The sequence below is a fragment of the candidate division WOR-3 bacterium genome, from assembly GCA_039801725.1.
Lineage (GTDB): Bacteria > Hydrothermota > Tepidihabitantia > Tepidihabitantales > DTDR01 > DTDR01.
The window spans coordinates 14,875-41,164 of the sequence record JBDRVE010000010.1 but is presented as its reverse complement, the minus strand read 5'-3'; the positions used below and the strand labels follow the sequence as shown (position 1 = coordinate 41,164).

Sequence of the window (26,290 nt, the reverse complement as noted above, 5' to 3'; positions counted from 1 at the left end):
AGCACAGAGATGAAAAAAATTATTTTGTTTTTATTTTTGATTAATATAATCTTTTCAAAAGCCAAATGGGTAGCGTATAAGGAGACCCTTTTTATTGGTGAACCCATTATTACAATTTTCTGCTATAAAAATGACACACCTTTTCTTCAGCAAATTTTGGATTGGCCCTCAGATTATTTTGATTTTTATATAATTTGTGAAGGAAAGAAGTATAAAATACCCCGATTGGTAATCGAAGGATGGGTTAAGAGGGAAACTATAACTATTTTTCCGGGCGATTCTTTTTATATAATCAATCCACCGTTCTTTTATCGCGATTTTCGTTTACTGGAAAAAACCGGATTTTCATATTTTGAATATTTACCATTTAAATATGGAAAATTTACTATTTATACACCTATTAAAATTTGGACTCCTTTGGTAATCAAAGAAAAGCAAGGATTCAGAGACAGTATTATTAGATATATGGATAGTATTATTCTCTATTTTAAAGAGCCAACAGATGAGAAAAAGAAAGAATTTTTTGATTTTATAAAATATTATGAGTCTGGAGGCGATTGGAGAAAACTTGAAAAACTTATTGAAAAATATAAAGATACTATCCTTCTTCCTTATATCAATTGGGTATCAGTTATAAAGACTGATGTGGAAGATAAAAAAAATCCGTGGAGATGGGTTTATGAACGGGAGAAAATGTTAAATAAGATGAGAAAAAAATTTCCAAATCATATTCTCACAGAATATCACGAATTTAACATTTGTGGAAATTATTTTATGTGCGACCCCAAAAAAGGGTACAAGTTATATAAGAAATTGAAGAAAAAATATCCTTACAATTACGAAGTAAAAATGATTACTAAACAGTTTGAAGCGAAGATTAAGAAATTAGAAGGAAAATGAGATTTTTCTCTTTATTTCTATTGTTGGTTAATTTTATTTTTTCTCAAACAATTTCTTTAACCTATAAAGCAACAAGAGATACTACTCTTAAATATTGGCGAGCATTCTTTATGGGTATGCCAAAGGCTTCAGCAAGTGTCTGTCGAAAAGATTTAAATAAAGTTGTGACTATTATTGGTGATCCAAATTGGAAAAGAATGCCTATAATATTTGGCACAGATTTTAATAACCCTAAAAATTGGAAGATAGATGCTTTTTATTACCCAGGTAATCTTAATTGGTGTTATTATTTCAGAATTCATTCTTTATCTGTTGATACTGGTGGGATTCTTTTTGTTACTTCGGGAAGTCCCACTCTTCCTTATGGTGATTTTAAAACAAAAATTACTATGCTTCAATATAATTGGGATAGAGACAAATTGGATTATGTGCGAGAGTATGATTATTCAATTTGTGCCTGTGGTATTACAGTAATGGCAAACGATTATCTTTGTCCGGAAAGAAGTTTTTGGGTATGCGATTCAATTAATAATCGGATTATCAAATTTGATTATGATGGAAATTTTCAGGCACAGTTTATCAGATATTTACAAAAAATTGCGATATAGGTAAGCAATGATATTTCTCTCTGGAAAAGAGGGAATTTTCTTATACCCTTCCTTATTTTTAACAAATAAATTTTTATAATTTCAAAAAATCCTTGAAAAATAAGGACGAAATTGATGTTAAAAAATTAATTTTTCTTATTGACTTTTTTTTTTCATAGTTATAATTTTTAATGAAGAAAAATTTAGTATTGATATTATTTTTTATAATTATGATGATGTTCAAATGCGGCGTATCCGATCCTGATATTCCAACAGGTTATCTTGCAATAGAAGCAGATGCTACTGAAGATACCTTATATCCTATACGGATGGATTTTGGTTATTTTAATTATATTCAAAATGAAATTAAGAGAATAAGACCGGGAGATAGGAGTAGAGGAGATACGATATGGGATATTAAGGTAGTTTTAGACAATCAATATGTAACCGATATTTTCCCGGACAAGGAAACTATTGATGTGTTGAAAGATGATTTAAGCAGCCGGCTGTGGTGGAATTATGATTATTATAAAGGATGGGTTCAAAAAGCGCGTGATAGTTGGTGTCTTTATGTATGTGGTGTGAAATATGTTCTTATAAGCCATTGGGATACAAGAAGTATTTTGTTAGGATATTGTTATTGTAGACCTGATGTACGTGGTGAAGCAAGATGTGTTATTGCTGTTAAATATATTAAACAAACGTATGGGGGTGAAGCATATGGGGTAATTAACTCAACAATTGCCCATGAGATTGGACATGCTTTTAATCTTAATGAGCATGCAACCGCTCTTAAATGCATAATGTATCCTCACCGGTATCCGGGCCAAAGGATACCTGATAAATTTTGTGATACTTGTGCAGAACGTATGAGAAGGCAAAAACCTTAGGAGGAGATATGATAAATATTTTAACTTTTTTAATATTTAATTCTTTTGAATTTCCTTATTTTGAGGCACCAAAAGAAACGCTTTTTATCTGGGAACCAATTTTTATTCAACCAAAATTTAAAAATAAAGAAAATAATCCCAAAAAATTAATTTTTAAAGAGGGTTGGGCCTTTGGTATTAATTTAGATAGAATTTATTTTGTCCATAATAAAGATACATTCTTTTTTGACCTCTCTCTGTTTGGTATTTATATAGATGCTGAACCTCCTTCTCTTGATACTTTTATCATTCAACCCAATGATTCTATATATGGAAATTTTAATTGTGTTTTTCTAAAAGATTTTTTAACTAAAGATGGAAAACCTTTTTTATTTCCTACCCAAAAGGAAATTCTTCCGATCAAATTTTTTATAATTTCAGTGTATTGTTCTCCAGAAGGAGTTTTTGAAAAATTAGATTCTATTATTTTATTCTTTAGAAATTCCCAAAGAGAAGAAAAAGAGGCAGAAATAATTAATTTTTTAGCTTCCTTTAGAGATCCCATACTTTTAGGAAGTAAGATAGTACTACTTAACAAAATTAAGAATTTAATTTTAAAGTATAAATATAGTAACCTTTTACCTTATCTTTACTTTTTTTATTATAAATTGCTGCACTATACTCTAAACAAAGTTTATGAAGGTTTTAGTGAGAAAGAAAGAAGAGAGAATAGAGAGAAGATAAGGAAAATTATTAAGATGAGGGAGGAAAGAGCAAGAAGGGAATTAGAAAAAGAATGGTTAAATATTGTTAAAGAAATGAAAAAAAAGTTTCCTAACCATTTTTTAACTCGCCAATTGGAGTTTAATTTTATATTTGGTGGACCAAAATATACTTTAAAAAATAGAGAAAAGATTAAATGGGAAAAGGAACTTATGGAAAAATATCCTTCTTACTATGAATCAAAAAGGAGGGCTAAATGAAAATATTATTTTTTTTATTTCTTTTTTATATATCTTTCTTACAGGCAATTACTTTAAATTTTTTTAAAAAATTAACAAGAGATACTTCTCTAGCGTATTTGGCACGTAATTTGATGGGCCAACCTACGATTTCATTTGGATTAATAAGAAATAAATATTTAGTTTTCATAAACGATGTTTATTGGCATAGAATACTAAAAATAAGTTCTCCTGATTTAACAAGATTAGATATTTCTGCTTATTACCCACCATTAATATCTAATTATTTTGTAGGTCTCCGGGGAATTGCTGTGGATACTGGCGGTTATGTATTTATAACTAATTCTTCTGAATGGGGAATATTAAAATATAAATATGATTGGCAAAGAGATTCACTTATTTATATAAGAAATTTTTCCTATAATTTTATTCCATTAGGCATTGCTACCATGGCAAACGATTCTCTTTGTCCGGAAAGAAGTTTTTGGGTATGCGATTCAATTAATAATCGGATTATCAAATTTGATTATGATGGAAATTTTCAGGCACAATTTTGGGGCCTACAAAGTCCAAGAATTATTGCCCGCGGAAGAAGTTTAAATAATCAGGAATATTATCTTTATGTCGTAGATAGTAATAGCCGAAGAATTGTTAGATTAAAACATCGTAAGGATAATAACACGACAACTCTTGTTAATGAAAGAACTTTTGATTTTGAAATTAGTGACATTGAATTTGATGGAACCTTATGGATTGCTGATAATTCTAATTCAAGACTTTTAAGATGGAAAGAGGATTTAAGTGAAAGTATTTATACTTTTGGTAGTTATGGAACAGGCAGGAATCAATTCAAAGGTATAAATCATATTACTATTCCAATTGGAATAAAAAATAATAAGTTGGTTTATTTTGACAGAATGATTATTGGTGAAAGAAGATGGGAGAGTGATTGTGGAATCCAAATTTATCGTTTAGGAGTAGAAGTTAAAGATTTTAAGGCTTCTCGTGCTTCTAATCCTTATAGTGTCAAAATTGAATTTAAACTTACCGATTTTGCTTATGTAACTTTAAAAGTCATAAACCTTAATACAATTACATTAATTAATAATGAATATAAGGAACCTGGTTATTATGAAATTACTTTCTATGGTAATCCTGGCAGATATGAAGCTCAAATTATTGCTAAATCAAGATTTGAGAGTATAAAAAATGAACCACCAATACAGGATATGAGAAGTTCTATTTTTTATATTTCTGATCAAAGTGGCGGCGGAGGTGGCGGTACTCAACCGCCTCCGGGTGAACTCCCTTGCCCAATTATTTATCCCTATTCCTTTTCCACATATTATGAAGATAATAATATTCTGCCAATTTCCTTTTCTGAAACTACTGATTATCATATTCTAAAAGAGAATTTAAAAGAAGAAGATGGTTTTTATAAAATTTTTATTAAAGAAGATTATGAAGATTCTTCTTATTTTGATAAATTTTCTCTTTTGTCAATTTCTCATAACGAAAGCCTAAATATTGGAATTGTTAATAATTTTATTTTTGGTTACCAAAATACAATCTCACCAATTTCTTTCATTGACCATACTAATAAAGATTGGCGAAATGAGATATTAACACCTTTTGATAATAATTATCTTTCATTAAAAGATAGCGGTTATTTAATTGCCAATTTTGGTGAAGTTTCTTTGCCAAATGGCGGAATAATTGTGATTCTTTTGAGAAGTAAAACACAACTTGTTGGCGGTAGAAACCAGCCTTTTTCTTCCTCAGAAACAATTTATGGAAGAAAAAATTGGGCATATACCTATTGGGATTTAAGAGAAGAGTTAAAAAATTATAACGGTGAGTTAGTAATAAATTTCTCTTTTCTAAAGGGGGCAGAAATTGATTATTTAGGTTTAATATCTTCTTTTATTTCCATAACTCAAATTGAAACCTTAAAATTGGTTTCTGCTTATCATAACTTATATGGTGAAATTACTGATATAATAAATGAAGAAGACAATGTTAAAATTCCTCTAAAAAAGAACGAAAATATTTTTATCTCTTTTCTTGCCGAAAGTAGTAGCAATTCTCCTATCTTAGAAAAGAAGACTTATATCTTTTATACAAAAGGTAAATACTTTAGAAACGAAGAAGAATATTTAGGCAAAGATTTAGAAGGAAGCGAAAAAATTGTTTTATGTTTAAATAAAACTTATTACAAAGATATGTTAGAATATTATTTAGATATTACTGGTAAAATTATAATTGAGATTTATGATATAAAAGGTAGTTTAGTTAAAAGAGATGAAAAGTTAATAAAAAAGAAGGGGAATATTCTCTTTCCCTAAAAGATTTAGCAAAGGGGATATATTTCATTGAAATAAACCTGCCAGAAGGGAAAGTAGTAAGAAAATCAATTTTTTTAAAATAATCATTGACATTTAATTTTTGAAGCCTTATAATTTTTTGATGGAACTTTTTGAGAAGAGTAGTTTTTTACCGCCTTTGGCAGAAAGGGTAAGACCAAAAAATCTTGATGAGATTGTTGGTCAGAGACATTTACTTTCTAATGATAGTCCTTTTCGAAAGTTGGTAGAAAAAAGAAAATTACATTCTTTAATTTTCTGGGGACCACCCGGAACAGGAAAAACTACTTTGGCAAGGATTATTGCTGAGATGAGTAATGCCAATTTTATCCCTTTTAGCGCTGTTGATACGACGATTAATGAAGTAAAAAGGGCAATAAAGTTAGCCGAAAAAGATTTGAAATATTATAAGAGGCAGACAATAATTTTTATTGATGAAATCCACCATTTTAATAAAGCCCAACAAGATGCCTTATTACCTTATGTAGAAAAAGGGAAAATTATTTTAATTTGTGCTACTACTGAAAATCCTTCTTTTGAAATTATTCCTCCTTTGCTTTCTCGTCTAAAAGTTTATATTTTAAATCCATTAAGTATTGATGAAATAAAAGAGATTTTAAAAAGGGCAATTAATCATCCTAATGGTTTAAAAGATTTTGATATTGAAATAAGCGAAGAAGTGTTAGAGCATATTGCTCATATTTCTAATGGTGATGCTCGAGTTGCCTTAAATATTTTAGAACTTGCTACTTTAAGTAGTGAAAAAGATAAAAATGGAAAAAGAATAATCAAAATTGAAGAGATTGATAAACTTTTAGAAAGGAAAGTTTTACATTTTGATAAAAAGGGTGAAGAATTTTATAATCTTATCTCAGCATTTATAAAATCGGTAAGAGGTTCTGATGCGGATGCTGGTTTATATTGGCTTGCTCGGATGTTGGAAGCAGGTTGCGACCCATTATATATTGCAAGAAGATTAATTATCTTGGCTTCCGAAGACATTGGTAATGCCGACCCAATGGCATTGGTAGTGGCAACTTCCGCCAAAGAGGCTTGTGAATTTGTTGGAATGCCCGAATGTTCATTAGCATTGGCACAGGCAACTATTTATCTTGCTTTGGCACCAAAAAGTAATGCGGTATATTTGGCATATAATAAGGCAAAAGAAGATGCCCTAACTACCTATAATGAGCCGGTTCCTTTACATTTAAGAAATCCAGTAACAAAATTAATGGAGAAATTTGGTTATGGTAAAGATTATAAATATCCTCATAATTATCCCGAAGGAAGAGTTGAGCAAGATTATCTACCGCCATTATTAAAAGGGAAAAGATATTATTTTCCTACTAATCGAGGCTTTGAAGGAAAACATTATAGAAAGAAATCAGGGTAAATACTTCTCTTTGATATTTTTAATCCCCTTAAATATATTCTCCCTTATTCTTTCATCCATTTTATAGTATTTCTCTAAAAATTTTCTTATTTCTTCTCTTCTATTCTTTTTTATATAAGGGCAAGGATTTTTTATTGGTTTTATTTTAAAAATCTTGTTATAATTTTTGATTAAAGAGTTAGTAAAATAATACATAGGTCTAACAATATAAAATTTACCATTAAAAAAATCTTGTTTTGGTAGAAAGGTTGAGATTTCACTGTTAAAAAATAAATTTAACAAAAAAGTTTCATTTACATCTTCTAAATGATGGGCTAAGACAATTTTATTAATATTTAATTTTTCAGCGAAATTAAAAAGGCTCTTTTTTCTTTCTCTTGAACAGAAAAAACAAGGGCTTTTCTTACTATTCTCTATCTTCTTTAAAATATTTGCTTCTAATATTTCATATTTTATTTTATATTTCTTAAAGAATTTTGTTAATCTTTCTGTATCAAACTTAATAAAATCAGGCTTTACATAAACACAAATAAAATCCCAATTTTTATATTCTTTTTTGTTATATTCATTTAAAAGATGAACAAGACATAAAGAATCCTTTCCGCCAGAGACACCAACAATAAATTTTTCATTTTCGCTTAAAAGACCATAATTTTCAATTGCCTTTTTAAGAAGATTAAAAGCCTTCTTATACGTCTCTTTGTTCTCCAAAATTTTTTAGAGTTTTATAAAGGGATATTTTGTTAATATTGAGAAAAACAATTCCTTTATCTCTTTTAATTTCTCTTCGTTTTTTCCTTCAAATCTTAAAACCAAAACCGGTTGGGTATTTGAAGCCCTTAAAAGTCCCCAGCCATCAGGAAACACAACTCTTACGCCGTCAATATCAATAGTATCGTATTTCTGCTTGAAATAATTTTTTACTTCTTCTACTACTCGAAATTTCTCTTCGTCTGGACACTCAATTCTTATTTCTGGTGTAGAATAATATTCTGGAATATCTTTTAATAACTCAGAAAGTTTCTTCTCACTATCAGCAACAATTTTCATCAATCTTAATGAAGCATAAATGGCATCATCGTAGCCGAAATAATCATCAGCAAAAAACATATGACCAGACATTTCACCAGCAAGTAAGGCACCTTCTTCTTTCATTTTATTCTTTATTAATGAATGTCCAGTTTTCCACATAATTGGTATAGCATCAATTTTATTTAAATATTCCACTAATCCTTGGGAACATTTCACATCAAAAACAACCTTTGCTTTTGGATTTATTTTCACAATATCCCAAGCATAAAGACAAAGTAATCTGTCACCAAATACTATTCTTCCTTTATCATCTACTGCACCAATACGATCACAATCACCATCATAACCAATTCCTAAATCGGCATCAAGTTCATTAACTAAACTTATTATATCTTGCATATATTCAATAATCGTTGGGTCAGGTAAATGGTTGGGAAAATTGCCATCAGGTTCCAAATTAATAAAAGCCGGTTCAATCGGATAATCTCTGAAAAGTTCTTCTAATAAATAACCACCGGTTCCGTTACCAGGGTCAAATACTACTTTTAAACTATTTTGAAACTTTATTTTTGATTTTAGATAATTAAGATAATCAGGAATCGGATTTAAGTAAGATAATTTTCCTTTTCCCTTTACAAATTTTCCTTCTTCAATAATTTCTCGTAATTTTTGAATTTCTTTTCCATAGATAGTTGTTTTATTCAATCCAATTTTAAAACCATTAAATTCTTTTGGGTTATGGCTACCAGTAATCATCATTCCGGCATTCTTATCATAATAAAAAGCAGAAAAATAAAAAACTGGTGTCGGAATTATTCCTAAGTCAATAACATCACAACCACTATCTAAAAAACCAGCCACTAACGCATCTCTTATTCTTTGGGAAGAAAGTCGCACATCTCGACCGATTATTACTTCTTTATAACCAAATTGGTTGATATAAGTTGCGTAACCACAAGCAATTAAATAAACATTATTATCAGTTAAGTCAATATCAGCAATGCCGCGTATATCGTATTCACGGAAAATTTGGGGGTTAATTTTACTCATAGATTAATATAAAGAAAATTTCTATTTTTTCAAATAGATTATTTGAGAAGGAGGACTTTGCTATTTTTTAAGAAGTAATAATCAACATTTATTTTCTTTAAATTTCTTATTTTTCTGCCCACTTTATTAAATAGAAGAGTATTTTTAAAATCTTCTTTTTTATTAAAAAGAGAATAATTCTTCTCTTCAATATTAGGTGTGCCATAAAATTGATAAATTTGGAAGCCGAAATCACCATCAGCAGCATAAATATAAGGTTCAACTATAAAAATATCATTACTAAAACCAGGTGTATTATAGTAACCAATTTCATAAGGATTATTTGGGTTGCTCACATTAATAACTTTTATTCCCATTTCACCGCAAGCAATATAGACATAAGAATTTGAAACAAAAATTCCCCAACATTCGTTGGGTATGAAATACTCACCCATGAGCACGGGCATTTGAGGGTTAGAAATATTAATAATTTTTAAACCTTGGTTATAGATTGTGAGATAGGCAAAAGAATCTTTTACAAACACATCCAAAACAGCATCAGAAGTAGGATAAAAACTAAGAAGATTAGGTTCTCTTGGATTAGAAATATCAAGAATTAAAAAACCACTGGCATCAGCAAGGTAACAATAGGGATAAGAAATAAATAGATTCCATAACCAAGATGGTGTATCATAGAAACTAACTTCATAAGGATTTTGGGGATTAGAAATATTAATAATTCTTAAACCACTACCATCAGCAATATAGACAAAAGAATCTAATGCCCAAATACCATAAGACCAACCGGGTGTGCGAAAAGCACCTACTTGAAAAGGTTGTTGTGGATTAGAAACATCAACAATTCTTAATCCAAAATAATAGTCGGTAAGATAAAGATAAGGAGAAGAAAAAAAGGGAATTTTAAAATTAACAAGTGGTAATTTAAAATTACCCACTTCATAGGGATTTTGAGGATTAGAAATATTAATAATCCTTAATCCACTATCACTATCGGCCACATAAGCATAATTATTGACAATAAAAAGAGAATTGGCAAAACCCGGAGTGTCATAATAACCAATAAATCTCACATTTAAAGATTCAGCAAAAAGAGAAAAGATTAAAAATATTAATACCAAAATTATTTTCTGCATATTCCCCTCCTTTTAAATTAAATTATCTCTTCAAATAAATAAAATCCTGATTTTTGTTTAATTAAAAATCTTATTCCATAAATAACACCGTTAGCAAAGGCAAAACGAGAAAGGGCATTATGGGTGATTTCAATAACTTCACCATTGGTAGCAAAAATTAAAGTATGCTTACCAATAATATCACCAAATCTTAAAGAAATTGTCTTTATCTCTTTATCTTTTCTTTCTTTGATAATTTCAACCATTCTTTTTGCTGTTCCCGAAGGCGCATCTTTTTTCTCTTTATGATGGGTTTCAATTAAAGTAATATCATAATTATCAGGAAGGATTTTTATTATCTCTTTTAAAATTTTAAAAATGAAATTAATGCCAAAAGAATAATTGGAAGAATAGAGGAGAGGAATTTCTTTGCCTGCAGATTTTAAAATTTCCATTTCTTCTTTTGTAAAGCCGGTGGTTCCTATCAAAAATGGTTTTTTTGCTTTTTTTATAATTTCTAAATGTTCTAAAGTTGCCTGAGGATTTGTAAACTCTACACAGATGTCGCATTCATTTATAACTTTTTCTAACTTACTTAGAAGATAGCCATCATAAAAATGTTTATTCAAATCAGGATGATTTTCCTTTTCGATTCCGTAAATAATTTGCATATCTTTTTCTTTATTAATTACTTCTCCTAAAACCCTTCCCATTTTCCCTAAAGCACCAATAAGGATAACTTTTATCATATTAGATTTAATTCCTGCATTATTGATTTTAAATATTCCAAATTTTCTTTTGTCATTGGTGTTAATGGTAATCTTAATTCTCCTGCTGGTAAACCCATTAAATTCATTGCAGTTTTAACCGGTATCGGATTTGTTTCAATAAATAATGCTTTCATCAGTTTAAAATATCTTAAATGAATTTTTTGGGCTTCTCTAATATTGCCTTCCAAGAAATTTTTAACCAATAAATGAGTTTCTTTTGGCAAAATATTCGCCAAAACAGAAATTACACCTTTACCGCCAAGAGAAAGAATTGGTAGAGTTAGCGAATCATCACCAGAAAAAACAACAAAATTATTTCCCAATATAGAAATAATTTCTGAAACCTGATCTAAATTTCCTGATGCTTCTTTTATACCAATAATATTTTTACAATCAGAAACAAGTCTTGCTAATGTTTTTGGTAAGATATTTACACCGGTTCGGGAAGGAATATTATAAAGAATAATTGGTATTTTTACACTTTGGCTCACTTCTTTAAAATGTTGATATAAACCTTCTTGGGTTGGTTTGTTATAATAAGGTGCAACAACTAAACAGGCATCGGCACCGAGTTTTTCAGCTAACACCGTATATTTTATTGTTTTTTTAGTATTATTCGTTCCGGTTCCAACAATTACCGGTTTTCTTTTATTCACAAATTCAATTGTTGTTTTTACTATTTCTATCCACTCGTCCTCTTCTAAAGAAGGTGTTTCACCAGTTGTACCACAAGGGAGAAAACCATCGGTATCATTTTCTAATTGAAATTGAAGATTTTTCTTTAAACCTTCGATATCTAATTTACCATTTTTAAAAGGCGTAATTAAGGCAACTATGGAACCCCTAAACATTTAACCCTCCTTTTGTAAATTAAAAGTAATTTATACTATTACTGAGAACTTTTTATAATTTCATCTATTTCTTCACCAGTAAGAATTTCTTTTTCTAATAATTTATTAGCAATTCTATGGAGTAGTTGTTCATTATTTTTGATAATTTCTAATGCCTTTTGGTGTGCACCTTCAACAAAATTTTTAATTTCTTCATCAATAATTTTTGCAGTCTCTTCAGAAATACTTCGGTGAAGACCAAATTCCTTACCTAAGAATATTTCTTCTTCCCTTTTTCCCAATGTTAAAGGTCCTAATTTTTCACTCATTCCCCATTCACAGACCATCATTCTTGCCAGTTGAGTTGCTTTATCAATATCGTCGCGAGAACCGGTAGAAATATCACCAAAAACTATTTCTTCGGCTGCTCTGCCACCAAGCATCACGGTTAATTGATTTACACAATAGGTTTTAGAATAGATTCTCCGGTCGTCAATCGGTAATTGTTGAGTAACTCCTAACGCCATTCCGCGAGGAATGATTGTCACCTTATGAATTGGGTCAGTGCCGGGAATTAATTTTGAAACTAATGCATGTCCAGCTTCGTGATAAGCAATCCATCTTTTTTCTTGTTCGGAAATTAATAAACTTCTTCTTTCTATTCCCATTAAAACTTTATCTTTGGCATCTTCAAAATCTTGCATAGTAACTTTATCCCTTCCTCTACGAGCAGCAAGTAAGGCGGCTTCGTTTACCATATTTGCCAGATCAGCGCCAGAAAAACCCGGTGTGCTTCTTGCTAAAATTTTTAGGTCGACATCTTTATCTAAAGGAACCTTTCTTGTATGAACTTTTAAAATCTCTTCTCGACCTTTCACATCAGGTCGGTCAACAACAATTTTTCTATCAAATCTACCCGGTCTTAAAAGAGCCGGATCAAGAATATCCGGCCGATTGGTTGCCGCAATGATAATTATTCCTTCCGTAGTATCAAAACCATCCATTTCGGCAAGAAGTTGATTTAAAGTTTGTTCTCTTTCGTCATGTCCACCACCAATTCCTGCGCCTCTTTGTCTACCCACAGCATCAATTTCATCAATAAAGACAATACACGGAGCATTTTTCTTTGCCTGTTCAAATAAATCTCTCACTCGGGCAGCGCCTACACCAACAAACATCTCCACAAATTCTGAACCCGAAATAGAAAGAAAAGGCACTCCCGCTTCTCCCGCCACAGCCTTTGCTAATAAAGTTTTACCAGTACCGGGTGGACCTACTAATAAAACACCCTTGGGAATTCTTCCGCCCAACTTTTGGAATTTCGCTGGTGCTTTAAGAAATTCAATAACTTCTTTTAACTCTTCTTTCGCTTCGTCAACACCAGCGACATCTTCAAAAGTTACTTTAGGTTTGCTTTCGTTTAAAATTTTGGCCCGGCTTTTACCAAAAGTGAAAGCCCGATCTTGTCCGGATGCTACTCTTCGGAAAAAAAGAGTCATTAAAAAAATGAAAAAAAGCCAAGGAATAATTCCTAAGATGATATTAGAAATATTAGAAGGTGGCCGTGCAATCACTTCCGTTTTACTTTTAACCAATTTTTCAATTATTTTTGGATCGGGAAAAGGTAAGTAAGTTTTAAATTCTTTATATCTTCTTTTTTCACCTTCATTTAAAGCGATCGGTTCACGGAAAGTTCCGTTAACTTCTTTATCAATAAGAATGATACTTTCAATATTGCCTTTTTCTACTTCTTCTAAAAACCGAGAATAATCAATATTTATTTTTGTTGTTCGAATATTAAAAAGGTTAAAAGCTAACCAAACAATAACAATAATAAGTAGCCAAATAAAAACTTGACCGATAATTAATTTTGGTAGATTGGATTTTGCCATTTTAAAATTTTTATTCTCAATACTTTTTTAGTGTTTTTTTTAATTAAACCTCGGTAAGCACGATAAACCCCCAAAATCCAAAGGATTCCTTTTTGGTCACAAATAAAAGGAATTTTATCTCTTATTGCTTGCGGAATTTTCATATCAATAAAAAGTTTTTTAACTTTTTTGTTTCCTTCTTTAATTTTAATAATATCACCTTTTTTTCTAAATCTAATAAACAAGGGTAATTTGATATCATCTTTATCAAAGTATTCACAATTATTATAATCAAATTTCTTGATTTTTTCAATATCCATAACATCGCAAGTCAATTTTAAATTAATTTCTTTAAAGTTATTTACCCTATTCAATTTTATTTTAAATATCTCTTTTTTTCTCTTTTCTTTTCTTTTACTAATTCTTAAACACTCATAATCATTATAAATAATCTCGTTCTTCCTTTCTATTTTCTTACCAATCTGCGTTTTAAACAGATTAATTATGTTTTCAATTTGCCAGAAAGAAGCATCAGGAAATAGTTTCTTTAATACTCTTCTTTTCAATACTAAAGGTAAAGGAATAAAATCTTTTTTGGAAATAAGAATGTCGTCATTTTGTTTTTTTACTAAAGAATTGAAAATCCCGTTGGTTTCTTTTTCTAAATATTCATTTTCTTGAAGAAGAATTTCGCTTATCTGTCTAAAAGTTTTTTCTAAATTAGGATTTAATTTTTTCAAATTGGGGATGATGATATTTCTTAAATAATTTCTGGGAATTTTTAAGTCTTGATTAGTGGAGTCTTCTACATAAGTAAGATTATTTTCTTTTAAAAATAACAAAACTTCTTCGGTTGTTAAATCAATCAGTGGGCGAATGATTTTATCTCTTTTTGGTAGAATGCCGGCAATTCTTCCCAAAGATTGGCCATAAATTAAAGAAAGCAAAATTGTTTCTACGTTATCGGAAGCAGTATGGGCTAAAGCGATTCTTTGACATTTCTCTTTTTCAGCAATTTTTTCATAGTAATAATATCTTAATTTGTGACCGGCTTCTTCAATGCTTAAATTATGTTTTTGGCTGTAGTTCTTCACATCTCTACGTTTAACAATTATTGGAATATTTAATTTCTTACAAAATTCTTTACAAAATTCTTCATCCCTTTTTGCCTCCTTGCCTCTTAATAAGTGATTAAGATGAAAGGCCATTAAATCTAATTTAAATTTTTCTTTTAATAAATATAAAATATAGAGAAGACAAACTGAGTCCTTGCCACCGGAAAAACCAACCAAAACTCTATCATTCTTTTCTAATAATTGATACTTTTCAATTGTTTTTTTAACCTTTTCTAAAATCTTATTTCCTTTCATAATAAAATATTTTACAAAGAGAGATAAAGTTCTTCAAAATAAGATAAATTTAGATTTTTTTATTTATCTAACAATAGTAATTTTAGTAATAAAACATCTTTTATTGGTTGCTAATTTTAAGAAATATATTCCTGAATTAATATTTGGAAGGGAAAATTTTATCTGTTGACTATCGGATGCACATTCACTAATTACCGATTTTATCATTTTTCCGGAGATATCCAAAAGTTCGAGTCTAATATTGTCTTCTCTTTCTGATTTTTCTAAAAAGAATTTTATTAAAATATAATTTCTTATAAAATTAGAATAAATTTTTAAATCAAATTTTTTGTTATTTTTTCTTTCTTTAACTTCTGGACTTGGTCCAGGATAGAAAGCGCCAAATACTTTTTTAACACCAAATAAAGAAACATAACCAGAAAAAGTGAGTAAAAGCTGGGCATCCAAACCTTTAACTAAATGAGGAGAGGAACGGGTTTCTTCTTGATTGATAAGTTCAATACCTTGGGGATCAAGAACAATACCTTGTGATGTTACTCTTGCGCCATAAATATCGCCACTCAAGTTACGCCAATCGGTCCAGATTACAAAATAATTTATTCCATCATAGATTAATGATGGTTCTATTTGATCAAAATCAGCAGTAGAAATAGGGATTCCTTGTGGTTCAAGAACATTGCCATTAGGGTTTACCCTTGTACCATAGATATCAAAATACCAATCACCGTCCCGATCATCCATCCAAACAATAAAATAGTTATTCCCATCAAAAGCAATTTTGGGATACCATTGTTCATATTCGGCTGTCGAAATAGGAATTCCTTCCGGATCAAGAACAATTCCATTAGGTGTTACTCGCGCACCATAAATATCAAAATTTTCACCATTTCGATTATCATCCCAAACTACTAAATAGTTATTTCCATCAAATGCTACATTTGGGTCATATTGTTCATTAATAGCAGTAGAAATTGGAATACCATCAGGATCAAGGATAATACCTTGAGGAGTAACTCGAGCACCGTAAATATCAGACCAACCGCTACGGAAATCTCGCCAAACTACCAAATAATTATTTCCATCAAATGCTAAAGAAGGTGAAATTTGGTCAATTTCCGCAGTAGAAATTGGGATGCCATTGGTATCTAACACAACTCCTTGTGGTGTTATTCTTGTTCCATAAATATCAGCTTCACCATTACGGTAATCTGTCCAAACTATCAGATAGTTGGTTCCATCAAAAGCAATGGCTGGTGATATTTGATAATTTTCAGTGTTACAAATTCCAATTCCCTCTGGGTCAAGGATTCTGCCGTCAGGAGTAACTCTGGCACCATAGATATCGGCTTCGCCATTACGATAATCTTCCCACACAACAAAATAATTTCGACCATCAAAAGCAACTTTAGGAAAAAGTTGTTCGGGGCTACTATAACCGTAATCCAAAAGAATGCCGTTTGTATCGAGAACTATTCCAGAGGTTGTCATTCTTGTACCATAAATGTCCGAGTAAATGAATCGGTAATCAGACCAGGTAATAAAATATTTATTACCATCAAAAGAAATTGATGGTATTCCTTGGTCAGATTCATAAGTAGAAATTGGGATACCTTCGGGATCTAAAACAATACCACCAGGAGTTACTCGACTGCCATAAATATCGAATTCCCAACCTGAGCGGTAATCACTCCAAACTACTAAATAATTTGTACCATCAAATTTTATAGTTGGGATAGTACTTAGATATTGGGAAATCTGGATACCATCTGGGTCGAGAACAACTCCCTGAGTACTCACTCTTGCCCCATAAATTCGGAAATCTTCAGTTGTTTCTCGATCGTCATACCAAACGACAAAAAAGTTGTTTCCACCAAAACTGACTTGAGGTAGATATTGGTTATTTCCAGCTGAGGAAATTTGAATTCCATTTGTATCAATAATAATACCATTAGTTGTTAACCTTGCTCCATAAATGTCAAAATACCAATCGCCATCTCGGTCATCCATCCAAACTAAAAAATAATTTCGACCATCAAAAGCAATGCCACGAAAGAGCATCTGGTAAAAAGGAGCGGTAGAAATAGGGATGCCGTTTGGGTCAAGAACGATTCCATTAGTGTTAACTCGGGCAGCATAAATATCTGGTTCTTCAATATTATTTCGACAGTCATTCCAAGCCACCAGATAATTTGTGCCATCAAAGCATATCGTTGGAAGAGTTTGGTCAAAAAGAGCTGTGGAGATTGGAAAACCTTCTGGGTCAAGGACAATTCCTTCTCGACTAACTCTTGCTCCGTAGATATCGGCTTCTATGTTACGCCAATCTTCCCAGACTACTAAATAATTTGTGCCATCAAAAGCAACTGCAGGACATATTTGTGCTTCATAAGTAGTACAGATAGGAATTCCAAAAGTATCCAGTAAAATTCCATCTAAAGTAATTCTTGCGCCATAAATATCGCCGTCTCTTCGCCAGTCGTGCCAAACAACAAAATAATTTGTGCCATCAAAAGCAATTGAAGAAAATTCTTGATCAGAAGGAGCCGGTCCAAAAATTCGGGTAGTATCTAATAAAAATTCCTCTAATAAACAATTTTTCTGAGATTGATAATATTTTTTTAAATTTTTTCTTCCCAATAATGAAAAAGGAGAAAAGAATTTTTTATTTAAAGAATGGGTAAATTCTTTTCTTTTAGGGAAATTTCTTTTTATTAGATAAGAGTTTTTAAAGGATCTATTAAATTTAAAAGGAATAGTCAAAGTAAAAACTATTAAATAAATTAATAAATTTCCCATTTTTCTTCTCCTTTTAAATTTTTTATTTTAAGAATATCTCCTTTAAAGTGTCTTCTAAAATTTCTAAACCAACACTTGCTTCTTCTTCGGTAATGATTAGTGGTGGAGCAATTCGGATTGTTGAGATTCCACAAGGAAGAATAAGCAGTCCTTTTTCAAAGGCTTTATGAATAATTGCCTGAACTTTTTCCGGAACAGGTTTTTTAGAAATTTTATCTTCAACAATTTCGATACCAATCATTAATCCTTTACCGCGTACTTCGCCAATAAAATCATATTCTTCTTGCCATTTTTCTAAATTTTTTATAATAAATTTACCCACCTTTTCGGCATTTTCTATCAAGCCATTTTCTAAAAGTTCGATTGTTGCCATTGCGGCAGCACAAGCAACCGGATTGCCACCAAAAGTAGAAGCGTGGCTTCCTGGTTTCCAAGTCATTATTGAAGAGCGGGCAATAATCGCACCCAAAGGAAGTCCAGAAGCAATACCTTTCGCCAAGTAATAGACATCAGCAAAAATACCCCAATGTTCTAAGGCGAACATTTTTCCTGTTCTTCCCATTCCAGATTGGACTTCGTCAGCAACAAAGAGAATTTCGTATTTCTCGCATAATTTCTTTAATTCCTGAAAATAACCATCAGGTGGTACAATATATCCACCTTCTCCTTGGATTGGTTCAACAAAAATTGCTGCTACTTCTTCTGGTGGCAATACCTTTTTAAAAATTTCTTCTTCAATATATTTTACGCAGTAAAAATTGCAACTGGGATATTCTAAATTAAAAACACAACGATAACAATAAGGATAGGGAATATGAAAAACACCAGGTAGAAGAGGGGCAAAACCTTTCTTTTGAATAAATTTACTTCCTGTAAGGGATAAGGCACCTAATGTTCTGCCATGAAAAGAACCTAAAAAAGAGATAAGATATGGTCTCTTAGTATAATATCTCACAAGTTTAATACTTCCCTCAGTTGCTTCGGTACCGGAGTTACAGAAAAATACCTTTTTATTCATTCCGCCAGGAGTTATTTCAACAAGTTTTTCTGCTAAGATTGTTTGATAAGGATAATAAAAATCGGTTCCCGAATAATGAAATAGTTTTTCAACCTGTTTTTTTACCGCTTCCACTACCTTTGGATGACAATGGCCAGTGGCACAAACAGCAATTCCGGCATTAAAATCTAGGAATTTGTTTCCATCCACATCCCAGACCCAAACACCTTCTCCTTTCTCAATTACTGCTGGATAAACACGAGTATAAGAAGGTGAAATATATTTCTTATCTTTTCTTAAATATCTTAATGCCTTGGGACCGGGTAATTTTGTAATGATTTTTGGACGCATATTACTCCTTTTTAAATTTTTAATTTCAGAAGTATATCTTAAAAATTTAGTTTTACTTTATTTTGTTATAATTATCTTGTAAATCTCCTTCTTATTTTCAAGATTTTTTATTATGTAAATTCCTGTTGGTAGATTTTCAATTTTTATCTCTTTTTCTTTCTTTCGTTCAATATCTTTAATCTTCTTTCCGGTAATATCATAGATAGCCACCTTATTTGCTTTTATTGGCAGAATAATTGAACTTCCTTTAAGAATTGTCGGTAATCTTTGGAGTTCTCCATATTTATTAATTTCACCTTCTTTTTTAGTAAACTCAAAGATATTCACTCTTGGTAATGGCTGACCAGTAATTAATTTTATTGCTCTTCCTGCTTGAATTTGTGCCGATGCCCGATGATAATTATTATTATAAACCGCACAGATTCCAATCGTATTTGTCTGGTCTTCAATACCAACCGTGTTTGATTGATAATAATTCGCTGTTAAATACTGGAATTTAATTATATTATCACCCGTTGGAGTTTGAACTGTGGTATCATATATTATAATCTGAAACTTATCCCATTGCTCTCTTGGATTATAATAATGAACACTATCCCATTCCAAAATCATTCGGTGATTTAATGTATCGTAATAAAACCAAATTCCATTACCCGTCGGTGGATATAAATCATCCCAATTTGGACATATCATTGCACTCGGATTTGATGATGTCGGGTCAGGTAACGGCTGATTAGTATAAACTGTTGAAGTAGTATAGACAGGCGTAATCCAACCATTGCCACAGACGGATAATTGGCCAGTATAAAGAACTCCGTAATATCTAAATGGGAATGGTAAGTTAATCTGGATTGTCTGGTCATCAGAAGTTATCGGCAATCTTGTACCAACATTTCTTATCTCAACCCACTCAAAAGGCTCTGTCTGTTGATAAAAAGTATCAACATCATCATAAGCATAATATAATGGCTCAGGCTGGCGATTGTCAGGTATCGGGTCAGTTATTGTCAATCTACCAATTGGTATTCTAAAAGTTGTTATCCTCTCATAATTAACAGCATATAGTTTCAATGTACAAAGAATTTCTGTCTCCGGCCTAATTAATTGCGAGGCAAATACTTTGAAATGGTCATTAAAATTGATTGCAGTATCACCCCTTAATACAGTTCCAAAATCAGCAAAAGAGTCAACAATTGTAAATAAAGTATCAGAACTCTTTAAAATAGCATAGACATTATAACCATGACCTAAACCAGTATTTCTTATTTTTATTAAAACATCAGCAGTTTCGCCAGGGTCAATTCTACCATTTGGTCTTTGGGAGAATGAGTCTTTAACAAAGAAATCTTCATAAGATAAAATTGGTGTGCCAACGGTAATAGTAAATCTTGAATACCAAATAGAATCATAAGCATCTTTTAATTTTAATGAACAGAGTATTGAATAACCGTTTGTTAGATTATTAGAAAGGGTTAAGTTAAAACCATTTTCACCGGTAAATGCTGAGTCGCCACCAGGTATATTACCAAAGAATTTTACAGTATCATTATAAGTAACGTTGGTATCGCGACTAAAGAAATATCCATAGACATTGTCCGCTTGTAATTCACCAAAGTTTTTAACCCATACAGGAATCTCTAATTCTTCACCAGGATTTGGTATACCATCACCATTTCCTCTTGGTGGGTCATCATTAATTAAATGACTACGATAGGCAACATAACGACCTGTCGGAATAACTAATATTGAATCTTCATAAGGATAGAAATTCCTACCACTAACAGTTAATAACATATTTCCTGGTGTTTGGGGAGTAACATATAAAGTTATTTCGCCACTGCTATTTGTTTTTCCTTTGGCATAGACTTCATTACCTTTCCATAAACAAACCAAAGCACTTTCTATCGGTATGCCATTCGTTGAAACAGTGATATATACAGGAATATTTGAGCCAATGGGAATTGTTGACGGAAAATTAACTTGTGCATAGGTAATAGTATCTGTCCATAACAAAATCATAGGACAGCCAAAAAGGTTTCTTTCATATGCTTCCCAACGAAATCGGGAAGAGTCAGTCATTGGCCATAATGGTCTTAACTGGTCTTTAGAATGGGCAAGGGCTTCACCAACATAGACATAAGCAGAACATAAGGGATTGCGACCAATAGGTTGTCTTGGTAAGAATTTATAGAAGAAGTGGTAGTTATAATATTCTGCTACTCTTACCCAACCGTATCTTGAATTCATCATTACTGCTGCAAAACCATTTGGTGAATGAGTTGTCATATATTCTGCAATACAATCAGAAGTAGAATAATCAAAAGCACCTGTATGACAGCAAACCGCGGTTAACACATTTAATTTATTAGTATTATTTAAATTCATCATCATCGGAATTGTTACGGAACCACCAAGGTCATAAGATGTTTCACTTCCGTGGGCAATAATTGAGGTATAACCATAACCAGAATTTATTGAATCACAATATCTTTGTGGAGTGGGTGTTATACTGCCGCCACTCATATACATCCGACAACCAAACCAATGGGCAGGCATTGCATAATATATTGAATCATTAAATTCTTGGGAGAAGGTGACTCCAACCGGCAATAAAACTTTTATCGGATATAAAGTTGAATTATCCGGTGTCTTTTCAAATCTAAATACCTTGGAAATATATCTGGTAATTTCTTCTAAACTGTCAACAGGAATCATTCCCACATAAACATCCGAATAGCCGTCTACTGAATCAGCAACTTCTCCGAAGATATTATTTCTATTAAAATCCCAATCTCCATCTAAATCAGAGAAATATAGGTCACAAGGTAATGTGTCCCGATAAGAACCGGTATAATACACATAACACCTTCGGTATTGTTGTGCGGGATGGTCTTGCCGAACAATGAAAAAGAAAGGTGTCTGCCAAATAGTATCAGCATCTTTTATAAAATTCCTCATCTTTTCGGGTAAATCTCTACCAGGATAAGTGCTTTGGATTTCTTCAATCGTCATTACTGTGCTTGGATAACCTTGTTTATTCCGCCAATATAATAAAGAAGAACAAGCCGGAACAAACATATTTGGTGTAATAATCACATATTCATAATAACCGGGTGGTAAATATAAACTTCCTTTTTTACCTAAATTATTCTCAACATAAGGCGAAAATCTTTCGGCATCTTCTGGGTTACATACCATTTTATAAATACTGGATAAAAGTAGTTGTTTTTTAAAGGGTGAAATTCTTTTTATTGAAATATTTTTCTCTTCGTAAACAATCTTTACTTTTAAAGAAGTAATAAAATACAATTCTCTCTTCGCCGGTAGATAACGAACAGGAAATAATAAGAAACTACCAATTTTAAAACCACCTTTATTTCCAGTATTTAGATAGTTAATTACTTTTTCGGGATAGATTGTATTTAATGAATAATATTCTTCTTTTGGTAAAACAAACTCTTTCTTCTCTTGATTAATTGACCAGGTTTGACCATATTGGATAGGATATAATAAATATTCACCAGGAATTTTTACTTCGTTAATTTCTAATATCTCAACATCCTTTAAATAAGCATTTGGTGGAATAACACAAGAAATAGGAATTACTGGAATCTGGGGCGAACCCAAAGGACCTTCATAATAAGGAGCATCAAATAAATCAACAACCGTATAACCATCTTTTTGAGTTAAAGAAAGAGCACTTAAAGGAAAATCAATTTTTTTTGTAATCTCTCCGCTAAAAGCAGAGAAGATAATAAGAAATAAAAGAATAATTAACTTCTTCATTTTTTTCCTCCTTTTATTTTTATTATTTTTTTATTTTTATTATTTTTTTATTCTTCCTCTTCTTCAACTTCCCAACTAATACTAATTTCAATATTTTTTATTATTCCTTTATTATCTTTCATTTCAAAATAATAAGTTATTTCTTCCTCTTCAACTTCCTTTGACCAATTCATAATTTCACCATCCAAGATTGATTTTGCCAGTTCCATTGCCTTAATATCAACTGGTGTTAAAATTTCTTTCTTCTCAACTATTTTACCAGTTTTTCCATCAATTTTTAAAGTTAATTTCTTATTCTCAAAGGTAATATCAGCATAATAAAAGATATTACTTTCTTCTTGTTTCTTTTCCAATTTCTCAATCTGAGCGTCTTCGTATTCGGCAACAATTATCTTCTGAATGTCCTTCTCACTCAACACTTTCTTTTGAGAAAAAGAGATTAGCGGAATAAAAAAAATAAAAAGCATTAAAGAAATTAAAACTCTTTTCATAGATTCCTCCTTTTTAAACATATTAAATAAGTATACCCATTTATTAAATAAAATCAATAACTTTCGGATACATCTAAATGTTTATTTTATTCGATTAGACTTTCCACTTGGTTTAAAATTTTAAATATGATAAGAAAGTTGCTTCTAATTTTTCAATTAAATGCTAATGAGTTCATTAACCCATTTTTAAACACTGAGAGAGGAAAAAATCCAAAGAAGGAGAGCGCTACGGGGAGATGTTTCTTTCTAAGAATTATAAACAGAGTGATAGTAATTCTACAAAGAAAAAATTTAATAAATTTATAAAAATTTCTGTAATAAAATTTCTAACACAAGGTATAGATAATCTCTTGGTTAAGCAGGTATTTTTGGAAAATGTTGGCAATAAAAAAGGTTTTTAAATTTTAAATCTAAATAAAAATAAGTTAAAGATGATTTTTTATTTCAAAAGGAGTAGATTATATTAAATTTCTAAATATTAGAAAATCCCGTTATCCTGCGTAAAAATAGAATGAATAATTGAATTATGAATTATTCGCCGTACATCGCAATAATCTCTTCTTTCTTCTTACCACGGATTTTATATTTATCACCAACTTTCTTAAAGGCTTCTAAGGCTTGGTCGAGATGGTCTTTTTCGTGAGCAGCAGAAAGTTGAACCCGAATTCTTGCTTCACCTCTCGGAACTACTGGATAGAAGAAACCAACAACATAAATCCCTTCATAATATAAATCCCGAGCAAATTCTTGAGATAACCGAGCATTATAAAGCATTATTGGGACAATCGGATGAATTCCTGGTTTGATATCAAATCCTAATTCCATCATCTTTTCTCTAAAATATTTTGTATTCCATTCTAATTTGTCTCTTAATTCAGTTGTTTCGGTTAATAAATCAATTACGGCAATCGTGGCATTAACAATTACCGGACTTAAAGTGTTAGAGAAGAGATAAGGTCTTGAACGTTGTCTTAAAATCTCCACAATTTCTTTTCGGGAAGCAGTACAACCACCAGAAGCACCACCCATTGCCTTACCAAAAGTTGTTGTAATTATATCAACCCTTCCCATTACATTATGATATTCTGGTGTTCCTCTGCCAGTTTTACCAATAAAACCAGTAGCGTGGGCATCATCAATCATTACTAAGGCATCATATTTATCAGCCAATTCACAAATATCAGCAAGATTGGCAATATCACCATCCATTGAGAATACTCCGTCGGTGGCGATAATCCGAAATCTTTTATGTTGGGTTGCCTTTAATTTTTCTTCCAAATCTTTCATATCACCGTGTTGAAAAATAAATCTTTCGGCTTTGCACATTCTTATTCCGTCAATAATTGAGGCGTGATTTAATCGGTCAGAAATAATGGCATCTTGTTCGTTAAATAGTGGTTCAAAAAGTCCAGCATTGGCATCAAAACAAGAGGAATATAAAATGGCATCTTCTGTTCCTAAAAATTGAGCAATCTTTCTTTCTAAAATCTTATGAATATCTTGAGTTCCGCAAATGAAACGAACCGAAGAAAGACCAAAACCATGAGATTCTAAACCCTTTCTCGCTGCTTCAATTACTTTCGGATGGCTTGATAAACCTAAATAGTTATTGGCACAAAAGTTTAAAACCTTTCTTGGTTTGGCACCTTCCGGATACTCGACAATAATTTCGGAAGATTGAGGAGTTAAAATGTATCTTTCTTCTTTGTAAAGTCCTGCTTCCCTTGTTGCTTTTAATTCGTTACTTAAAAACTCTCTAATTGCACCGTATGCCATAAAACCTCCATTTTTATTTTATATATTATAATTTGAAAATAAATAATTTCAATTGTATAATTATTTAATTAATGAAGAGTGTTTATTATTTTATTATCTCATTAAGACCCCATCAATGGTTTAAAAATATTTTAATTTTTGCTGGTTTAGTATTTGCTCAAAAGTTATTTGACATTTCTTTATTTTTAAAAACAATTTTTGCTTTTTTTCTTTTTTCCTTTGCTTCTGGTTCCCTTTATGTATTGAATGATATAAAAGATTACGAAAGAGATAAACTTCATCCAGAAAAGAAAGAAAGACCAATTGCCAGCGGTTTAATAAAAAAAGAGGTTGCTTTTATTTTAGCGCTCCTTTTGCTTATTTTTTCATTAATTTTTTCTTATCTTTTATCCCGTTCTTTCTTTTTTGTCTTAATCTTTTATATTATTTTATCAATATTTTATACTCTTTATCTTAAAGATATTGTCATCTTAGATGTTATTATTGTTGCGATTGGTTTCCTTTTAAGAGCCTGGGCAGGAACTGTTTTGGTCAATGTTTCTCTTTCTGAATGGCTTTTTATCTGCACTATTTTACTTGCGTTATTTTTAGCATTAACCAAAAGAAAAACCGAAATCGAAATGCTTAACGAAAAGGCGATTTCTCACCGAAAAGTTTTAAAGGATTATTCCCATAATTTTATTGACCAAATGATTAGTGTCGCAACCGCTTCTTCTCTTATTGCTTATACTCTTTATACGGTAGCACCTGAAACAATACATAAATTTAATACAAAAAATTTGGTTTTAACAGTGCCTTTTGTTATTTACGGAATATTTCGTTATCTTTATTTAGTTTATCATCGCCAATTTTTTGAAAATCCTGATAAGGCATTTATCAAAGATATTCCTTTGTTAATAAATATTATCTTATGGTTTATTTGTGTAATCCTTATTATTTATAAAATAATATGAGCGAAGTTTTTGTTTTAAAAACAAATCCTAA

General features: G+C 31.0%; 19 protein-coding genes. 7 read left to right on the top strand and 12 right to left on the bottom strand.

Annotation, left to right across the window (positions count from 1 at the left end):
• The first annotated feature begins 9 nt into the window (after positions 1-9).
• The 6 genes from ABIK75_03460 to ABIK75_03435 all read left to right on the top strand — a co-directional run bounded on the left by ABIK75_03460 (position 10) and on the right by ABIK75_03435 (position 7,074).
• Entirely contained in the window at positions 10-900 is an 891-nt protein-coding gene (locus ABIK75_03460) for a hypothetical protein (GenBank protein MEO0090145.1), read from the top strand.
• Positions 897-1,508 (top strand): hypothetical protein, encoded by a 612-nt coding sequence (locus ABIK75_03455; GenBank protein MEO0090144.1) that lies wholly within the window; start codon positions 897-899, stop codon positions 1,506-1,508. The genes ABIK75_03460 and ABIK75_03455 overlap by 4 nt, the downstream gene beginning before the upstream one ends.
• Before the next feature lie 215 nt (positions 1,509-1,723).
• A complete protein-coding gene (locus ABIK75_03450) occupies positions 1,724-2,377 on the top strand; it encodes a hypothetical protein (GenBank protein ID MEO0090143.1) in 654 nt (217 codons plus the stop codon).
• An 8-nt stretch (positions 2,378-2,385) separates the two neighbouring features.
• Positions 2,386-3,339: a hypothetical protein gene (locus ABIK75_03445; GenBank protein MEO0090142.1), complete on the top strand. Its 954-nt coding sequence runs from the start codon at positions 2,386-2,388 to the stop codon at positions 3,337-3,339.
• Positions 3,336-5,663 (top strand): hypothetical protein, encoded by a 2,328-nt coding sequence (locus ABIK75_03440; protein ID MEO0090141.1) that lies wholly within the window; start codon positions 3,336-3,338, stop codon positions 5,661-5,663. Before ABIK75_03445 ends, ABIK75_03440 begins: the two co-directional genes overlap by 4 nt.
• A gap of 121 nt (positions 5,664-5,784) precedes the next feature.
• Entirely contained in the window at positions 5,785-7,074 is a 1,290-nt protein-coding gene (locus ABIK75_03435; protein ID MEO0090140.1) for a replication-associated recombination protein A, read from the top strand.
• Here ABIK75_03435 and ABIK75_03430 read toward each other — a convergent pair.
• The 12 genes from ABIK75_03430 to kbl form a co-directional block, all read right to left on the bottom strand.
• Complete coding sequence (locus tag ABIK75_03430) at positions 7,066-7,785, bottom strand: ATP-binding protein (GenBank protein ID MEO0090139.1); 720 nt, start codon at positions 7,783-7,785, stop codon at positions 7,066-7,068. The two genes, ABIK75_03435 and ABIK75_03430, sit on opposite strands and share 9 nt — an antisense overlap.
• A 6-nt stretch (positions 7,786-7,791) precedes the next feature.
• Entirely contained in the window at positions 7,792-9,156 is a 1,365-nt protein-coding gene (locus ABIK75_03425) for a phosphomannomutase/phosphoglucomutase (protein MEO0090138.1), read from the bottom strand.
• Positions 9,157-9,194: 38 nt separating this feature from the next.
• On the bottom strand, positions 9,195-10,289 hold the full coding sequence (locus tag ABIK75_03420) for a hypothetical protein (GenBank protein ID MEO0090137.1): 1,095 nt from the start codon (positions 10,287-10,289) through the stop codon (positions 9,195-9,197).
• 17 nt (positions 10,290-10,306) lie between these two features.
• Complete coding sequence (gene dapB, locus ABIK75_03415; GenBank protein MEO0090136.1) at positions 10,307-11,017, bottom strand: 4-hydroxy-tetrahydrodipicolinate reductase; 711 nt, start codon at positions 11,015-11,017, stop codon at positions 10,307-10,309.
• Positions 11,014-11,889 (bottom strand): 4-hydroxy-tetrahydrodipicolinate synthase, encoded by an 876-nt coding sequence (gene dapA, locus ABIK75_03410; GenBank protein MEO0090135.1) that lies wholly within the window; start codon positions 11,887-11,889, stop codon positions 11,014-11,016. Before dapA ends, dapB begins: the two co-directional genes overlap by 4 nt.
• A gap of 38 nt (positions 11,890-11,927) precedes the next feature.
• Positions 11,928-13,760 (bottom strand): ATP-dependent zinc metalloprotease FtsH, encoded by a 1,833-nt coding sequence (gene ftsH / locus ABIK75_03405; GenBank protein MEO0090134.1) that lies wholly within the window; start codon positions 13,758-13,760, stop codon positions 11,928-11,930.
• Positions 13,733-15,109 (bottom strand): tRNA lysidine(34) synthetase TilS, encoded by a 1,377-nt coding sequence (gene tilS / locus ABIK75_03400; GenBank protein ID MEO0090133.1) that lies wholly within the window; start codon positions 15,107-15,109, stop codon positions 13,733-13,735. The genes ftsH and tilS overlap by 28 nt, the downstream gene beginning before the upstream one ends.
• Positions 15,110-15,172: 63 nt before the next feature.
• On the bottom strand, positions 15,173-17,905 hold the full coding sequence (locus ABIK75_03395; protein MEO0090132.1) for a T9SS type A sorting domain-containing protein: 2,733 nt from the start codon (positions 17,903-17,905) through the stop codon (positions 15,173-15,175).
• Between the two features lie 22 nt (positions 17,906-17,927).
• Complete coding sequence (locus tag ABIK75_03390) at positions 17,928-19,253, bottom strand: acetyl ornithine aminotransferase family protein (GenBank protein ID MEO0090131.1); 1,326 nt, start codon at positions 19,251-19,253, stop codon at positions 17,928-17,930.
• Between the two features lie 57 nt (positions 19,254-19,310).
• Positions 19,311-23,039, bottom strand: coding sequence for a C25 family cysteine peptidase (locus tag ABIK75_03385; protein MEO0090130.1), 3,729 nt, complete (start codon positions 23,037-23,039; stop codon positions 19,311-19,313).
• Positions 23,040-23,086: 47 nt separating this feature from the next.
• Positions 23,087-23,530 carry a hypothetical protein gene (locus tag ABIK75_03380; GenBank protein ID MEO0090129.1) on the bottom strand — a complete coding sequence of 148 codons (444 nt, stop codon included), beginning with the start codon at positions 23,528-23,530 and terminating at the stop codon, positions 23,087-23,089.
• 531 nt (positions 23,531-24,061) lie between these two features.
• Complete coding sequence (kbl, locus tag ABIK75_03375; protein MEO0090128.1) at positions 24,062-25,306, bottom strand: glycine C-acetyltransferase; 1,245 nt, start codon at positions 25,304-25,306, stop codon at positions 24,062-24,064.
• A gap of 71 nt (positions 25,307-25,377) precedes the next feature.
• Between kbl and ABIK75_03370 the strand changes: the two genes are divergently transcribed.
• Positions 25,378-26,259 (top strand): decaprenyl-phosphate phosphoribosyltransferase, encoded by an 882-nt coding sequence (locus ABIK75_03370; protein MEO0090127.1) that lies wholly within the window; start codon positions 25,378-25,380, stop codon positions 26,257-26,259.
• Positions 26,260-26,290 lie beyond the last annotated feature (31 nt).

Bases quoted from the DNA above. Each gene is read 5' to 3' on its own strand.
- ABIK75_03460 (MEO0090145.1), top strand. From the start codon at position 10: ATGAAAAAAATTATTTTGTTTTTATTTTTGATTAATATAATCTTTTCA.
- ABIK75_03455 (MEO0090144.1), top strand. From the start codon at position 897: ATGAGATTTTTCTCTTTATTTCTATTGTTGGTTAATTTTATTTTTTCT.
- ABIK75_03450 (MEO0090143.1), top strand. From the start codon at position 1,724: ATGTTCAAATGCGGCGTATCCGATCCTGATATTCCAACAGGTTATCTT.
- ABIK75_03445 (MEO0090142.1), top strand. From the start codon at position 2,386: ATGATAAATATTTTAACTTTTTTAATATTTAATTCTTTTGAATTTCCT.
- ABIK75_03440 (MEO0090141.1), top strand. From the start codon at position 3,336: ATGAAAATATTATTTTTTTTATTTCTTTTTTATATATCTTTCTTACAG.
- ABIK75_03435 (MEO0090140.1), top strand. From the start codon at position 5,785: ATGGAACTTTTTGAGAAGAGTAGTTTTTTACCGCCTTTGGCAGAAAGG.
- ABIK75_03425 (MEO0090138.1), bottom strand. From the start codon at position 9,156: ATGAGTAAAATTAACCCCCAAATTTTCCGTGAATACGATATACGCGGC.
- ABIK75_03420 (MEO0090137.1), bottom strand. From the start codon at position 10,289: ATGCAGAAAATAATTTTGGTATTAATATTTTTAATCTTTTCTCTTTTT.
- dapB (MEO0090136.1), bottom strand. From the start codon at position 11,017: ATGATAAAAGTTATCCTTATTGGTGCTTTAGGGAAAATGGGAAGGGTT.
- dapA (MEO0090135.1), bottom strand. From the start codon at position 11,889: ATGTTTAGGGGTTCCATAGTTGCCTTAATTACGCCTTTTAAAAATGGT.
- ftsH (MEO0090134.1), bottom strand. From the start codon at position 13,760: ATGGCAAAATCCAATCTACCAAAATTAATTATCGGTCAAGTTTTTATT.
- tilS (MEO0090133.1), bottom strand. From the start codon at position 15,109: ATGAAAGGAAATAAGATTTTAGAAAAGGTTAAAAAAACAATTGAAAAG.
- ABIK75_03395 (MEO0090132.1), bottom strand. From the start codon at position 17,905: ATGGGAAATTTATTAATTTATTTAATAGTTTTTACTTTGACTATTCCT.
- ABIK75_03390 (MEO0090131.1), bottom strand. From the start codon at position 19,253: ATGCGTCCAAAAATCATTACAAAATTACCCGGTCCCAAGGCATTAAGA.
- ABIK75_03385 (MEO0090130.1), bottom strand. From the start codon at position 23,039: ATGAAGAAGTTAATTATTCTTTTATTTCTTATTATCTTCTCTGCTTTT.
- ABIK75_03380 (MEO0090129.1), bottom strand. From the start codon at position 23,530: ATGAAAAGAGTTTTAATTTCTTTAATGCTTTTTATTTTTTTTATTCCG.
- kbl (MEO0090128.1), bottom strand. From the start codon at position 25,306: ATGGCATACGGTGCAATTAGAGAGTTTTTAAGTAACGAATTAAAAGCA.
- ABIK75_03370 (MEO0090127.1), top strand. From the start codon at position 25,378: ATGAAGAGTGTTTATTATTTTATTATCTCATTAAGACCCCATCAATGG.